This is a genomic window from Williamsoniiplasma luminosum (genome assembly GCF_002803985.1).
Lineage (GTDB): Bacteria > Bacillota_I > Bacilli_A > Mycoplasmatales > Mycoplasmataceae > Williamsoniiplasma > Williamsoniiplasma luminosum.
Genome location: NZ_CP024963.1, coordinates 494,147 through 510,573 on the forward strand (window position 1 = coordinate 494,147; position 16,427 = coordinate 510,573).

Sequence of the window (16,427 nt, forward strand, 5' to 3'; positions counted from 1 at the left end):
AAATAAAGAAGGATCAAAATCATGAAAAGTAAAGTCGCAGTATCAATTTATGTTTTCAATTTTTTAGAAGTTGGCAACAAAATAGAAGAATTAGTTCAAGCCGGGGTTGATTGAATCCATGTTGATATTATGGATGGGAATTTTGTCAATAATTATGCTTTGTGCCAAAAATTTTGTCAGGACATTAAAGCTAAATATCCAAATATTTTAATCGATGCACATCTTATGTGCATTGAACCACAAAGATATATTGAATCTTTTGCAAACGCTAAAACTGACAACTTCAATTTTCATTATGAAGCTGTCACAAATAAAAATGAAGCTAATATTTTACAAATTATTCAAGACATCAAAGCAAACAAGATGAAAGCAGTCATTGCTATTAATCCAGAAACTAATCCGCAAGTATTAAAACCATTTTTAGATCAAGTTGATGGAGTGATGTGTATGTCGATTAAACCAGGATTTAATGGCCAACAACTTAATGATATGGTTTATGACAATATCATCTGACTTGCTGAATATAAAAAAGTAAATAATTTAAATTTCTTCATTCAAGTTGATGGGGGAGTTAGAGAAAACACATATCTTAAATTAAAACAAAGTGGAGCTGAAGTTTTGGTAGTTGGAGCATTTGTCAATGTTCCCAATAACGAATTAAAAACACAAATTAACAAAATAGAAAATTAAATTTATAAAATCTAAATTTAATTTTTGATAGTTTAATTAGAAATAAGTTTATAACTGTTTGTGAATACTCCTCATGTTTTTAATGAGAGAGTATTCTTTTTTTTAAAAAAACAACACCCCAGAATAATAATTTTAAAGTCTTGTACTGGAACTCGAATTTCTTAAACTCATACCAATCAATCAAAATAAAAAAAATAAAAAGGATAAAATAACATGAAAATAATATTAACATTCGGATCAATACATATAGATTTAGTTTATAGTGTCAAGGAATTACCTTTAAAAGGACAAACTGTGGTATCCAAAAAATTTGAAACATTTTTTGGTGGAAAAGGTGCTAATCAAGCTGTTGCCATTCGTAGAATGGGAACTGATCTAACCATGATCGGTAAAGTTGGTGATGATGCCAATGGAGATAAAACAATTGAAAATTTAATTACTAATCAAATCAATGTTGATTTGATTAGTAAAGTTAAAGGTGTTGCAACTGGAGTTGGTTGAGTTGTTGTTGATGAACACGCAAACAATATCATAATCACTGATCTAGGAGCTGACAAAGAATTTAAAGCTCAAGAAGTTCAAAATTATCTTAAAGAAATTGAAAAAAGCGATCTTGTTTTAACTCAACTAGAAACTACCAGAGAATTCACTTTTGAATTTTTAAAACAAGCTAAAAAATTAGGAAAAACAACAATTTTGAATCCTGGACCAGCCATTAAATTAACTCCTGAAGAGATCAAAAGTTGTGATTTTATTATTCCAAATGAAACAGAAATCGCAATTGTGCTTGGTGAAGAAGTATCTGATGATTTTGAAACAATTAAAAATCAAGCAATTAGACTTCAAAAAATTTCAAACAAACATGTGATTGTAACCCTTGGTGAGAACGGTTCACTATATGTTGGACCAGATACAATCAAGAAATTCAATGCTGTCAAGGTGAATGCGATTGATCCAACTGCAGCTGGAGATACATTCATTGGTGCGTTCGCACATATGCTAGCACATGAAAAATCAATTCAAGAAGCGATCGAATTTGCTACATACGCATCAGCTTTAACTGTGACAAAATCTGGAGCACAATCTTCAATTCCGACACTTGAATTGGTGAATATGTTTATCCAAAGTTATAATAAGATATAAAATTTAAAATTCCATTTTATAAACTTAAAATTAGAGTATTTTAAAACACAGCCCATTTTTTTCCAGTTTAAGGCGGTGTCCTTAACATACTCTAATCTGACCCTTTTGTTAAAACAATAAATGAATCTTATCTTTCTCAAATAATTTTATCTTGCTTTGAAAGATCAATGCCTTTTTTTCTTATTAGTGATGAGATTATGAAATTATTAACAAATATTTGTTGCATCTTAGTATTTCTTACAACGTCTGGTCTCGTTTCCCTTGGAAATGCAAAAAAACTAATTTTATAGTCAACTTTATCATTGATGAAAAAGGGATTAATAGAAGTTATTGTTGCAATTTTTACGCCCCTTTTGCTAGCCATATCTATCAATTTTTCATATTCTTTTTGGCCCAAACGCTCTGAAATAATTATTATAAGATCTTCTTCTGTCACTTGTTGTAATCTTCGGATTTCACCAAATATATCATTTGTCGCAAATGAAACAATTCCTTGTGTATTTAAAGAACTACTCAAGTCTCTGGCTGCTAAAAAGCTGTTTCCCATTCCAATGCACCAAACTTTTTTTGATGAAATAATACAATCAACTAATTTCTGTGTTTCTGGATTATCTATTATTCTTGCTGTTTGATCAATTGCATAAAATGCATAATTTTTATTAGTGATAATATCTCTAGTTTCCTCAAGCTGAGGGTCTGTTAATTCGCTTTCCTTCATTATATAAAAACTTTTCGAAATATAATGTTGAAAAGTTTTATAATTTTCAAAACCCAAATGTCTAACAAATTTACTAATTGTTGAAGTTGTAGAATTTGTTCTTTTACCAAAATCGACTATTGAAATATCAATAAAATTCAATGGATCTTTATTCACAATATCCAAAATAATTTTATCGCCTCTTGAAATTTTTTTATTTGAATCATTTATTAACGTATTCATGATTTAATCCTATTATAAAAAGTCTAACATTTTTTTTTTTTTTTTAGAAAATATTGGAAAAAAAATATCCGTTTAATAAAAAAAAGCATAATGTAAACAAGGGCAATTAATTTTGTTCTTGCTAGGAGATGTATGCAAATTTTTAAAGAGGAGTTAATTCAATTTAATAAAAAAGCAACTGATTGAAAAAATGCTATCAAGATTGCTTCAAAACCATTATTAAAAAACGGTTATATTAATGAAAATTTTGTTCCGAATTTAATATCGGAAACAAAGAGATTGGGTCCATATTATATTTTGGCCCCAAATTTAGCATTAGGTCATATTTCGCCAGATGGTTCTTGTTTGAAAGAAGGACTTAGTTTATTGTTTTTAGAACAGGTTGTGCCATTTAAGAATGATGGAACAGGTGATGTTAAGTTTTTATTTATACTAAGCACCACTGATCAAGATTCACACTTGAACTTATTGAAAGAATTGGCTTTAGCATTTGGTAATAGTGATTTTTATAAAGAATTCTATAATGTTAAAAATTATGCTGACATTAAGAAATTAGTGGAAAAACATCTTAAAGTTAAAAAATAAGAAGGAGGTATTTCTATGGGAAATATATTATTTTTCGCAGCAGAAAGTACCGGTAGAGATTTTTCGGAATATTTTATAAATTTTATATCTGGATTCTTTGGTACACCTGCGTTATTAATTGGTCTATTTGCATTAATAGGGACAATTATTCAACGAAAAAAAATTACAGAAATTATAACTTCAGTATTTAAAACCGTAATTGGATTCTTAATTATTGGTGGAGGAGCTGGAATAGTATCTGGAGCAATTGGCAAATTTGGTAAAGCATTCGAATTGTTATTCAGCAGACAGGGTTATGTTGCTAATAACGATGTTATGCCTGGGCTATTAATGAGTTTTGAGCAACTACAATGAATAGCAACAGCGGGTTCATTAATATTAATATTTGGAATGTTGTTGAACTTGGTTATTGCAAGAATTTCACAAGTTAAATTTGTTTATTTGACTGGTCACTCAGCTTGATATTTTTCAACAATGTTAGCTTCAGTAATGGCTATGGCTGGAATGCAAAAAGCTGATATGTGATTGGTTGTTATTATTGGCGCTATGTTAGCTTCAGTTTGAATGATTATTTCACCAGCTATTTTAAATAGACACATGATGGTTATCACCAAAGGAAATAAACTTGGTTTAGCACACACTGGTTCACTTACTTATGCATTAAGTGGATACATTGGAGAAGCTGTATACAAAGCAAGAAAAGGAAAAGTACGATCAACTGAAAACGTTAACTTTCCGAAAGGGTTAAATTTCTTAAGAAATACTAACGTTTCAATTGCCTTAACAATGTTAATTTTATTTATGGTTGTTTACTTCTCTGCTTGAGCAGTTCGTGGCGATCAAGCAATGATTAATAAAGGAATTGTTGGAGCAAATGATTCAATCTTTGTTCAAGGTATGTTACAAGCATTCACTTTTGCAGCTGGAGTTGAAGTATTGTTAATTGGAGTTAGAATGTTTATTGCTGAAATTACTCCAGCATTTAAAGGTATTTCTGACAAATTAGTTAGAGATGCAAAACCTGGAATTGATTGTCCAATTGTATTCCCATATGCACCAAACGCAGTTATTATGGGATTCATTGCATCAGTTATTGGTGGATTTGTAGCATTTGGTATGAATATCGGTATTTCAGCTGCTATTGGTGCTGAAGGAAGTGCATCAATTTGAGCAGCGATTATTATTCCATCAATTGTTCCTCATTTCTTTACAGGAGCGACATCAGGAGTTTTCGGTAATGCTAAAGGTGGGATTTTAGGTTGCTGACTTGGTTCATTTGTTAATGGATTCCTTATTTCATTAGTGCCTTGAATTTTTGTTGGATTACAAATGATCCAACCAGAAATTGGGGGACAAGGAATTGTTTGAGGAGATGCGGACTTTATTTTAGGAATCATCCCATGATTTATCATTAAATATATGGGTGGTCAATATGTATTGCTTGGATTAACAATCCTATTATGAGGCACAATTCCTGCGATTGGATACTTTTTACACCAAAACAAATTGAAAAAAAATGCAGAATACAAAGAAAAATATATTGCAGTTAATGATGTAAGAAAAAAATTTAGCATTATGTCAAAAAATGAAAAATCAGAATTAAAAAACTTGATTGAATCAATTAAACTTGAACAAATATCTAAAAAAGAAATAAAAGAAAAAATTGAATCTGTAAAAGCAGAACACGATAAAAAAATGAAAAAGGCTGATCGTGATTTAGAAAAAATGGTAGACAGCATTAGGAACCCTAAAATAGAAGAAATTATTTTGGTTAAATAGAAAGAAAAAAATATGAAATTAATGGCAGTTTGTGGGATGGGTCTTGGTTCATCGTTAATAATTGAAATGAATATAAAAGATGTGACTGAACAGTTAGATATTGATTGTGAAGTTGGTCATACAAATTTAAACTCATTCATTGCAAATGATTCATCTATAACAGCAGTTATATGTGGATCGGATCTAGCTGATTCAATTGAACATCCAAATAAAATCATCTTACAAAATTTGTTCGATAAAGAAGAAATTAAAGAAAAAATTTCAAAATTTATGGAAGTTTATGAGTAAAATAACACCCTCAATTTATATTTGTGACACAACAAAATTTTATGATGAAATTTTAAAACTAAAAGAAGTTGGTATTGATTGATTACATCTAGATGTAATGGACGGACATTTTGTTCCTAACTATGCATTAGGACCCAAGCATTTAGATGATATTAAAAAACACTTTCCTGAGATAACTATTGATGCTCACGTCATGGCTAATGAATTAGAAAAAAATGTAGTTCAACTTAAAAATGCTGACTATATTACATTTCATATCAATTCTATTCAGTCTAAAGGATTTGAATCTTTAATCTCTGAAATTGAAAAAAATAATTGTAAAGTTGGTATTGCTATATGTTTAGACAACACAATAGAAGATATTAAACCGCTTCTTCACAAAGTTGATTTAATAACAATTATGAGTATTAAACCGGGTTTTGGTGGTCAAAAATTTGAAGATGCAGCATGAAATATAATTTCTGATGTAGTGAATTATTGTCATAAATACCACCCCAACATAAAAACACAAATCGATGGTGGAGTTCGATGAAATAACATTAAAAAACTAATTGATAAAAAGGTAGATTTAATTGTTGTTGGTTCGCTATTATTTGGTGAATCCGACTACAAAAAAGTTATGAAAAAAATAGAAAATTTATAACATTAAAAAGGAATAAAATGAAAGAAATAAAAAAAATAAAAGAAAAATCTTTAACGAATTTAAGGATTTTGGGAATTGAACAAATTGCAAATGTTAATTTAGGTCACCCAGGCATTGTTATGAGTGCTGCACCACTTATTCATGAAATTTATTTAAATTACATTCAAAGTGATGTTGATAATCCACAATGAATTAATAGAGATCGCTTTGTATTATCAGCGGGGCATGGAAGTGCATTGCTATATTCAATGTTACATATTGCTGGTTTTGATATTAAGGTTTCTGAATTAAAAAATTTTAGAACACTTAATTCAATCACACCTGGTCACCCTGAATTAGGAGTAACTCCTGGAGTTGATGTTTCAACAGGACCTTTGGGTCAAGGTTTTGCAATGGGTGTTGGTTTGGCATTGGCTGAAAAACACTTAGCTGCAAAATATAATCAACAAGATCTAAATCTAATTAATCACAAAACATTTGTTTTATGTGGAGATGGCGATTTACAAGAAGGTGTTGCTCAAGAGGCGATCCAATTAGCTGGTGTTTGAAAACTAAATAAACTAGTTGTTTTATATGATTCAAACAGCGTGCAATTAGATACGGAAGTTAAATTAGTTCAACAAACAAAAACAAAAGAATGAATTGAATCATTAAATTGAAATTATATTAAGGTTGAAAATGGTTTTGATCTTGATGCTGTTAATGCTGCAATTGAAAAAGCAAATCATTTTGACAAACCAACTTTAATTGAATGTAAAACAATTATTGGTTATGGTCACGAAAAACAGGGAACACCAGCGATGCATGGAAATCCATTTTCAAAAGATGATCTTACAAAATTACGTGACAAATTTAATTGACATGAACCTGACTTTTCAGTCAATCCAGATGTAAAAGAGCTTTGATCAAATCATTTCATTAAACGTGGGAAAGAAGCTTATAAAAATTGATTACTCCTAGAAGAACAATACAAAGCTAAACACCCAGAATTGTGAAAAGAGTTATTTGTTGAAAAAGAAATCAAGGTTGAAGCTTTTGAAGACTTATTACATGATAAAAAGGAGGCAACAAGACTTTCTTCTTCAAAAGCATTAAAAAGATTACAAGAATTAACAAATAACATGATTGGCGGTTCTGCTGATTTAGTAGCTGCAACAAAAGTCGAGGGAAATAATGGAACATTTTCTGATCAAAACCCTAAAGGTAACAACATGCTTTTTGGAGTTAGGGAATTTGCAATGGGAGCAATCTCTAACGGGGTTCAAATTCATGGTGGTTTAAGAAGCTTTAATTCAACATTTTTAGTTTTCTCTGATTATCAAAAAAACTCAGTTAGAATGGCCGCATTACAAGAAATTCCAACAATGTTCATTTATACACACGATTCAATTGCAGCTGGTTTTGATGGTCCAACTCATCAACCAGTTGAACAACTAGCAGGATTTAGAGCAACACCTAATTTATATAACTTTAGACCGGCTGATATGAAAGAAACTATTGGTGCTTATGTTAAAGCGCATAAAATTAAAAATAGCCCTTCAACACTTATCTTTTGTAGACAAGATATAAATCAATTAGAAGGAACTTGCTGAAATAGAACTAAACTTGGTGGTTATGTAATTTTAGAAAACAAACAAAAATTAGATGTAATTATTCTAGCGACCGGAAGTGAAGTTGAGTTAGCTGTAGAAAGTGCAAACAAATTAATTGAAAAAGGCTTTGGTGTAAGAGTTGTTTCTATGCCATGTATTGAGCTATTTGATGAACAACCGGAAGCTTACAAGGAATCTATCATACCAAGCGATTTTGAAAACATTGTAGCTATTGAAGCGGGCGCTTCTTCAATGTGATACAAATATGTTGGTAAAAAAGGATTATTATTTACAGTAGGTAAATTTGGTAAATCTGGTGATGGTGGTCTTCTATTGAAAGAAAATGGTTTTGAAGTAAACAATATTTTCCAAAAAATTGAAAAACACATAAATAAAAAATAAGATTAAAGCAATAAGAATGTGTTGACTTAAGGACGCTACTTTAAAAGTGACAAAAACTATTTACATTAACTAAATTATACATTGATATTTTAAACACATTTCATGAATTTACGAATTCTTGGAATGTGTTTTTAAATTGCTCTAATGAATTAAAATGTTTACCAAATTGTTCAATAAATGAGTGCTCAACTCATCGGTTTAGGGACTCAGTTCAGGGGTTGTGTTTGAAACCCGCTTTTGACATTGAGCGTGTATAGTTGCCTACTTCTTTTTCATATCTTGAACCCATTGCTTATCTTTGTTCATATTATAATAAACATCTGGGTAAAATTTTCTAAATCAACGATACACTAGTTGAACTCCACAACTTAATTCATGTTCCTTCGTAAGATCCAAAGCTTTTTGATCATCGAAGTATTCATGGGTTATTCTTTTTTTAAATTCTTTTGAATATGTTTTTCTAATTCTCGTTTTTCCTCCGCACGTAAAAAGGCACTGCCCTTTTTTCAGGTGGTGCCCTTAACATACTCTAATCCTATAATTTATTTTTAATTTAAATTTTTTCTATTTTTCTATTTTTCTCACTTTTCTTTTTTTTAGAAAAAATAGATTTAAAGTCATTTTTAGTTAATTTACCTTTAATTTGTAACTCAACCAAAATTCTAAACAATATAATGTGACAAGCAACACCAATTCCGATTGCTGCAAGATACAGTGGAATGCCTACAAAACTTCCGCTTGATGTAGTTACTCCAGCAAAAATTGCAATAATTGGTCCACCTCATGCACCAACATGACCTTGTACTAAGAAAATTCCGGCAAACATACCAGCAATTCCACTACAAATAATGTTTGGGATGATTGCTGCTCATTTGTATTTAATAGCGTATGGTATTGCACTTTCACTAACACCCATTACTCCCAAGATTGTGGCATTAATCCCTTTTTCTTTATCATCTTTGAATGTTTTTCTAAAAATAAATGTAGCTAATCCAGCTCCAAGTGGAGCTACAGCAAATGCAGCAGCTGATGCTCCCATTGCACTACCTCCATCAACACTCATCATAGCAGTCGCTCCAAAAGAAGCGATTTTGTTAATTGGTCCTCCCATATCAACACCTGCCAAGAGTCCTAGAAGCAATCCAACAATTGGCATTCCAACACTTGATGTTTCTACAATATATAATCCTTGGTATAAATAACCAATTGTAATTCCAATAACCGGACCAATTGTAAAAATAAAAATAATTGCAAATATTAAAGTTAAAAACACAGGGATAATAATAATTGGCATAATTGGTTGGATCACGTTGTGAATTTTTCATTTTGTATTGATTCATTTAATTGTATACCCAACTGCCAAACCAAACATTACAGCTCCAAAAATGTTTAATGGTTGCATAACTTCATTAATTGACACAAGGGTATTAGGAACATTTTGACTAGGAACCATAACATTTTCAAAATATCCTTGTCAAACTAATTTTGGGTTGTTTCCTAACATTGTTAAAATAAATGCTGGAGCAATTCCCGCTCTTCCAGAAATAGAGTTAGCAATATAAGCACCAGCTATTGCCATCATAACCGAGAATCCGATGTTTGCAATTTCATTTAATGTATACATAAATTTTAATGTACCACTAGCATCTGGTTTGGCACCATCAGAAATAGTTAAATGAGCAGCATTAGCAATTCCAGCAAGAATTGCTGAAACAAGTCCGGCAAATACAATAAAAGGAATCATATATGAAATCCCTGATAACAAGTGTTGTACTCAACTTTGTTTTTCTTTTTTGATTTTTTTCTTATCAATGGTAAAACCTTTGTCTAGTGTATTTTCGGTTTTTAAAGCATTTTTTAATTCTTGTTCCGGATTCATTAATGCTTTTTTAGTTGAAGATTGATAAACTTTTTTACCATTAAATCGATCATCATCGATAGAAATATCAGTTGCTAAAATAATTGCACTAGCCTTTTCGATATCCTCATCACTTAAATGATTTTCAATCCCTTTTTGTCCTTGGGTTTCAATTTTTATCGCATACCCCAATTTATTAGCAGCTTTAATCAAAGCTTTTCGAGTCATGTAAGTGTGAGCAACCCCAGTTGGACAAGCAGAAACACCTACAATTAATTTTTGTTCTACATTTATTTCAGGGTCTGAAATTTCTTGAATTTCAGTTTCTTTTAAGTTATTAGAAGATAAAAGTTCTATAACTTTCTTCTTAGTTTTAGCTGCTTTTAACTCGTCTCTAAAATTTTCTTGCATTAATTTTTGAGAGATATTAGCTAAAATATCTAAATAATTACCTTGCGTTTCTGGAATGAAAAGCATAATAATTATATTTACATTTGATTTATCGAATGTTTCTCATTCAATTCCTTTTTCTAAGCGAATAAAAAAAATAGCAGCTTTATCAACGGCGTTGGTTCTGGCGTGCGGTATTGCTATCCCATCTTCAAGTCCTGTTGAAGAAAGGCTCTCTCTATTTTTAAACTCTTTTATTAATAAATTTTTATCATGACAAATTTTGTTGTCTAATGCAATTTGAGAAAAGGTATTAAATAAATCATTAATATCTTTAATTTTTGTATCTAAAAAAACAAAACTTTCATTAAAAAGTTTTTCCATCTATATTATCCTTAATCTATTTGATTAATTGTTCTCATTAAAAATATTTCAGTTTCATTATCTTTTAAAAAATAAAAAAAAGCAACAAAACTTTTAAAAAAATAAAGAATGTGTTAACTTAAGGGCACTATTTTAAAAGTACGGTTTTTAAATATTTTTGTGTAAATTTCAAAACAGAAATTTATATATTTTTGTGTAAAATTTATTTTGTTATTTTAATTAAAAAAATGTTTGTAACTATTCAAAAAACAACACTTTAGAAATATTAGCCTAGTACAAATTAAAAATGAAGTGCACCTCACGAGACAAATGTCTCATAAGTGTTGCACTTCCATTTTTAATTTGTACAGTTTAAACTGCTTTTGTGAATTGGTTTTTCTATTATTTTTTGTCTGTTTTATATGTTTTGATTATTGTCCTCAAGGACCATATTGAACACCTCAAAAAGTACTAAATCAGATACCATTATTCCCTGCATCTACAGATTTAAGGTATTTGGATCCGCCATTAGTCATGATGGTAAAACCTAATTTTGAAGATACTCATGAACCTAATTCTGGAACTAATTTTTCTAAATCAACAGTAATCGTATTATAGGTACTACCTGTAATTGTGTGTGCAATATTCTTTGTTAATATATCATCAAAGAATCATTTGGTGTACCCAAATCAATACCAGTGGTCTTCTCTTGAAAAACCAGGAGTAGCCTTAAGTACTGATGGTTTAATTAAATTAAACCTTGCTTGATTGTTTTCAAAAACAAGTGTTTTATTTTGATATAAATTATTTAAAACTTCATTGATTCTGACATCCTTTAAAACATTAATAATTCTAATATTATTAATGTTTTGCAATTGATCTTGATTGATAAAAAATGTTTCATTTTTCATGCTAATTGCTGCTAAAAATTGTTGTTTAATGATGTTTTCGTTCAAGTTATTAATTTCTTTATTGAACACATTCATTAACTCATCTCTATATTGGTTTATATTCTTGTAATTTATTTTTGTTGGTTGAACAATTAAATTACTGATTGGTGCTGTAGCTGCTTGTGCTCCTGGATACTGTTCCGAGTGCGCTGCAAATTACTAATGCTTTCATATATTCTCCTTGGGGTTACACCCTTCCCATATAGCCTTGCGTATATTCTACAACTTCAAAATAAGAATTCTTTATTTACGACACAGAATTGTAAATAAATTTAATAATTTTGATTTAATTAAGATACTTGGTGATTATTGGGTTTTAATTATGTGTGTTCATTTTGAAATCAATTAAAAACTCATTCAAAATGTGAATGAGTTTTTAATTAAATTATCGCTTTTTTATCAATTGAATTGACAATCACACACCTAAGTTATTTATTTAAACTTTGGTTGTTTTTCTTTTGGTCAATTTGGGTTAGTCGCAAAGTTATCATGAGATGTAACAGCAGCTACATTTCATTTAGACAAATCTTGATTAAACGCATTAGCGTTTGAAAACATGTAAGACATATCAGTGACTTTTGCAGTGTTTCATTTAGAGATGTCTTGATTAAAGGCAGTTGCATCAGCGAAGGCATATGACATATCAGTGACTAAAGTAGTATTTCAAGCACTAATATTTTGGTTGAAAGCACTCGCAGATCCAAAAATATCGTTCATACTAGTTAATTTAGCAGTATTCCATTTTGAAATATCCCCATTAAAGCTTTTTGCTTCATGAAACATCGATTCCATTTCAAAGACATTTGATGTATCCCATTTTGAAATATCCCCATTAAAGGCTTGATTTTTTTCAAACAAATGTGACATATTAGTAATATTTGAAGTATTTCAACCAGAAATATCACTAATTTGGCCTAAACCTTTAAACAAGCTGGCAATACTTTGGATGTTTGTACTGATGTAATTTGGCACTTTTACAATTGTTGTTGGTAAATTATAAATTGAGGCCTTACTAGTTATATCTCATCCAATATTTAAAATTTGTTTTGCATTAGCAAGTTGGGCAACGTCTTCAGTTTGACTAATTTTGCCTGTGCTAGGATCCAGATAAATTGTTTTGTTGTTAGTATTTTTATGCAAAACTTGGTATAAATCTAATTTTCCAAAATAATTTACGCTTTTTTCGCCATTAAATTCAAACCCAACTGCCCCAATCGTGGGGTCAACTTGGGTTTGAACAACCCCAATTCCATCGGAATCAGGAATTGCTGTTTTCATCAAAGTTTGGATTTCAGCAACCGTCAGAAGTGTTTCATCATGTTGATTTAAAATGTTTTGCAAAGTCTTTTCAAGTGTTGAAATATCTTTGGCAATACTATATGTGACATCAACTTCACCAATAAAATCTCCAGTCCCTGTTACTTTGGCAGTGGTTGGTTGAATATTTGTAATGGTAAAAGTTGCTTGTTGAGCAGTGGGGTTTTTACTAATAATCGCATCTGTAATTGTTGTTTCCTGATTATTATTGATTTTACCTAATTCTTTAATTTTAATGAACGAACTAAGATCTTTTTTAATTGTAAATGTGACATCAACTGTTCCTGTGTATTCTCCAGTCCCTTCGACTTTTGCAGTCGAGATTGTGATGTCTTTTAGATCAAAAGTAACGGTTTCAATCCCGGGATTTTTGGCTTTAATCGCGTTCCTAATGGTTGCTTCTTGATCGTTTTCCAATTCACCTAATGCTTTCACTTTAATGAATGTACTAATATCATTTTTCAATGTAAATGTAACATCAACTGTTCCAGTGTAATCTCCAGTTCCCTCAACTTTAGCAGTTGTGGTTGTAATGTCTTTAATGTTAAATGTAAATGTTGAATTAGGATCTGGGTTTTTATCCATAATTGCTCTTCTAATCGTTTGTTCGTTGTTGTTATCTAATTCACCTAAATTTGTGTTGTGAATTCTAGTATTAATATTTATTTTTTGGTTTTTTTTCGTACAAGCAAAAACCGAAGCAGTTGTTCCTCGCAACAACTCCAACACTTGCAAGTAGGGTTAATAATTTTTTCATATTTTAAAATATCCTCTCATTTCTTTTAAAATAAATTAAATTTGAGAACTTAATTTATGTCCTGAAATCTAATAATTTATTTGATGTTAATTTTCAAAATCTGGGCTAAGTGAAGATATACAACAAAAAATGCATTCTATTATTTTATTGAGATATATGATTTGAAAATCGGTATTAGTTATGTGAATGCAAAATTTTTAAAACAATTTTAGATGTTCTAAAATTGTTTTAAATTATTAGATTGTTAAGCGTTTATTTAAAATGTTTAATTTTAAATAAATGATCTTAAATCCGATTATTAAATTGCATAGTTTATATTTTTGGTTCTTATTATTAATTATTTTCTATATTTTTAAAATTAATGTTTTTGGTGATATGAATATAGAAAGAAGAAAATTTCAACAAGTTTTCAATTAATTAAAAATGATCTTCGTAAATTGAATAGATTTTGTTGTTATCTCCAAAATAACCTTGCTTTTATTATAGTTCATTTTTGATAAGGGAATATTAATAATATGTTATTTAATGAATATTTATGATCATCTGCTAGTACACTTCAGGCATTGTCTTAAAATAAAATTCTATTGGTTTTGAATGTGTTATAAATTTGAAAAATCATTAATTTATGAAAATAATCAGTCATTTTGCTAAAATTTTGCAGTTATAAGGACTATATGACTGCAAAATTTGTTTTTTTTTTTTTTTTGATAAATTCATTTTAGTTGAGGTTCGTTAAATGAATAATAAAGAAAAATATAATATAAGAAATATTTTGGGTTTGCAAAAATCTAATAATGAATTTTACACACCAGAAGAACCTATTATTGATCTACTTGATAATTTCTTAAATATACCCAAAAGTAAAATTATATGATGTCCTTTTGATACAGAAGATAGTGAATTTGTTAAACAATTAAAACATAGAGGTTATAAAATTATTTCTTCTCATATCGAAAACGGAAAAGATTTTTATGAATATGAGCCAAACGAAGAATGAGATATGATACTTTCAAATCCACCCTTTTCAGGAAAAAGAATTTTAATTGAAAGATGTGAATCATTTAAAAAACCATTTTGCTTATTGTACGGTGCAACTATTTTTAGTCAATCAATGGGAAATACATTGAACAGATGTGAGTTTATCTTCATACAAAGAAATATAAAATTTAACACACCATTGGGAGATATCAAATCGTTTCAATGTGCATGAATAATGAATAAGGGGTTCCCATGGAAATGAAAATAAAAGATTTAATTCAAAAAAAATATAAATACGAAACTAAATATCAACGCAATGTTGCTTGAAAGAAAAAAAATTGAGATTTATTGATTGACTCTATAATGAATGGATATCATATACCACCTATAATAGTGACAAATGGTGAAGTGATTGACGGTAAACAAAGAATTGTTGCGATAGAAAAATACATGAATAATGAATATGAATGACATGATTTATCAAATTTAACAACTAAGGGTAAAAAATATTCCGATTTGTCCACTCAAGAAAAAATTGCGTTTGATAATAGAGATATACTCATAACCGATTTGGGTGATATGACAAATGAAAAGGTGTTAGAAACCTTCATTAGAATAAATGAAGGAAGTATAAAACTGAACAAAGCTGAATTAATGATGGCTAAAGCACTTCCAGAAAACAGAGAATTAGTTAAAAATATATCTCACAATAGAAACATAAATGAATTGGTAAACAATAAAATAAATGATTCCAGATTCAAGGTAGAAAATTTAATCACAAGATGTCTTGCAATTTTGCACATAGAAAAAACTAAGGGAAAAGATGTAAGAAGTTTTACCAACAAAATTTTACAACAAGAATTTACAAATGATATTGCAAATATCCAAGAAAAGTTCAATTTAGTAATTGATTGAATGTTTGAAATTTTAGGCAATGATACTATTCCAACAAAATCTTTTAATACAATATTTGAATCTATATTTTGCGCTTTTTATAATAATACTGAAAATTTTAAGTCTTATATAGAATCTAAAAATGAAATTAAAAAAGAAATAGTAATTTTACAAGCTGAATTATTATCTGATCAAATGGGTGGTGGAATAAAATTTGATAGTTATGATTTTGTATCTAAAAGAATAGAAAAAGTTGAATATGTTTTATTGCCATATAATTTAGATTCCAAACGTAATTTTTCTTATGATGAAAAATTAACTATTTGAAATAATGACAAACATGAATGCAAAATATGTAATAAAGTTCTTAATGATATTAATGACTATGAACCAGATCATATTAAGCCACACTCAAAAGGTGGCAAAACAATTATATCCAATGGACAAATATTGTGTATATCTTGCAATAGAAGAAAATCAAATAATTACTAAAATTTCATTGTTCATTTTAACATACTCTAATATGAGGATTTGCTTAGCTCATTTTATCTAAAATATGATGAAGACAGTTGCAATTTAATAATGAGTAAAAATGAATTTACACAAAAATCTATAAACTCCCTGAATTGAAAAACACTGGCTCATGCCAGTGCTTTGAAATTATAAAGTGTAGAATTTATTTTTCCGTGTTTATTGTTAGAAAATATAAGTTTGACTATTTAAGAGAGAAAGTCACTGACATTTTCAAGAAGAACAAGAAAATTTTAGGCAGCAAAAGAATAACAGTCGAATTAGCGGAAGAAGGTATCATTATTGACGAAAGAACCCTTAGAAACTACATGGTTAGATGAAATTTAG

Annotated in this window: 13 protein-coding genes; 9 read left to right on the forward strand and 4 right to left on the reverse strand. The window is 29.3% G+C overall.

Annotated elements, in window-relative coordinates; translation table 4 throughout:
* The first annotated feature begins 21 nt into the window (after window positions 1-21).
* Together ELUMI_RS02100 and rbsK are read left to right on the forward strand one after the other, a co-directional pair.
* Entirely contained in the window at window positions 22-690 is a 669-nt protein-coding gene (locus ELUMI_RS02100; protein ID WP_025734154.1) for a ribulose-phosphate 3-epimerase, read from the forward strand.
* Between the two features lie 213 nt (window positions 691-903).
* Window positions 904-1,833: a ribokinase gene (rbsK, locus tag ELUMI_RS02105; protein WP_025734155.1), complete on the forward strand. Its 930-nt coding sequence runs from the start codon at window positions 904-906 to the stop codon at window positions 1,831-1,833.
* Between the two features lie 127 nt (window positions 1,834-1,960).
* On the opposite strand, the gene ELUMI_RS02110 is transcribed toward rbsK, so the two are convergent.
* Complete coding sequence (locus tag ELUMI_RS02110) at window positions 1,961-2,773, reverse strand: MurR/RpiR family transcriptional regulator (RefSeq protein WP_025734156.1); 813 nt, start codon at window positions 2,771-2,773, stop codon at window positions 1,961-1,963.
* 132 nt (window positions 2,774-2,905) lie between these two features.
* On the opposite strand from ELUMI_RS02110, the gene ELUMI_RS02115 reads away from it, so the two are divergent.
* From ELUMI_RS02115 to tkt, 5 genes are read left to right on the forward strand one after another with little or no spacing between them, the layout of a single operon-like run.
* Window positions 2,906-3,358 (forward strand): PTS sugar transporter subunit IIA, encoded by a 453-nt coding sequence (locus ELUMI_RS02115; protein WP_025734819.1) that lies wholly within the window; start codon window positions 2,906-2,908, stop codon window positions 3,356-3,358.
* A gap of 15 nt (window positions 3,359-3,373) precedes the next feature.
* Window positions 3,374-5,137 carry a PTS ascorbate transporter subunit IIC gene (locus tag ELUMI_RS02120; RefSeq protein ID WP_025734818.1) on the forward strand — a complete coding sequence of 588 codons (1,764 nt, stop codon included), beginning with the start codon at window positions 3,374-3,376 and terminating at the stop codon, window positions 5,135-5,137.
* A 12-nt stretch (window positions 5,138-5,149) separates the two neighbouring features.
* Window positions 5,150-5,425, forward strand: a complete 276-nt coding sequence (locus ELUMI_RS02125) for a PTS sugar transporter subunit IIB (RefSeq protein ID WP_025734817.1) — start codon at window positions 5,150-5,152, stop codon at window positions 5,423-5,425.
* Window positions 5,418-6,068 carry a ribulose-phosphate 3-epimerase gene (locus ELUMI_RS02130; RefSeq protein WP_025734816.1) on the forward strand — a complete coding sequence of 217 codons (651 nt, stop codon included), beginning with the start codon at window positions 5,418-5,420 and terminating at the stop codon, window positions 6,066-6,068. The genes ELUMI_RS02125 and ELUMI_RS02130 overlap by 8 nt, the downstream gene beginning before the upstream one ends.
* Before the next feature lie 17 nt (window positions 6,069-6,085).
* Entirely contained in the window at window positions 6,086-8,062 is a 1,977-nt protein-coding gene (gene tkt, locus ELUMI_RS02135; RefSeq protein WP_035019147.1) for a transketolase, read from the forward strand.
* Between the two features lie 553 nt (window positions 8,063-8,615).
* On the opposite strand, the gene ELUMI_RS02140 is transcribed toward tkt, so the two are convergent.
* From ELUMI_RS02140 to ELUMI_RS02150, 3 genes are all read right to left on the reverse strand, one after another.
* Window positions 8,616-10,694 carry a fructose PTS transporter subunit IIA gene (locus tag ELUMI_RS02140; protein WP_025734814.1) on the reverse strand — a complete coding sequence of 693 codons (2,079 nt, stop codon included), beginning with the start codon at window positions 10,692-10,694 and terminating at the stop codon, window positions 8,616-8,618.
* 410 nt (window positions 10,695-11,104) lie between these two features.
* Window positions 11,105-11,659, reverse strand: a complete 555-nt coding sequence (locus ELUMI_RS02145; RefSeq protein ID WP_025734813.1) for a hypothetical protein — start codon at window positions 11,657-11,659, stop codon at window positions 11,105-11,107.
* 396 nt (window positions 11,660-12,055) lie between these two features.
* Entirely contained in the window at window positions 12,056-13,669 is a 1,614-nt protein-coding gene (locus tag ELUMI_RS02150) for a BspA family leucine-rich repeat surface protein (RefSeq protein ID WP_198514032.1), read from the reverse strand.
* A gap of 764 nt (window positions 13,670-14,433) precedes the next feature.
* Here ELUMI_RS02150 and ELUMI_RS02155 point away from each other — a divergent pair.
* Window positions 14,434-14,943 carry a hypothetical protein gene (locus ELUMI_RS02155; protein WP_025734865.1) on the forward strand — a complete coding sequence of 170 codons (510 nt, stop codon included), beginning with the start codon at window positions 14,434-14,436 and terminating at the stop codon, window positions 14,941-14,943.
* A complete protein-coding gene (locus tag ELUMI_RS02160; RefSeq protein WP_025734864.1) occupies window positions 14,928-16,061 on the forward strand; it encodes an HNH endonuclease family protein in 1,134 nt (377 codons plus the stop codon). The genes ELUMI_RS02155 and ELUMI_RS02160 overlap by 16 nt, the downstream gene beginning before the upstream one ends.
* Window positions 16,062-16,427 lie beyond the last annotated feature (366 nt).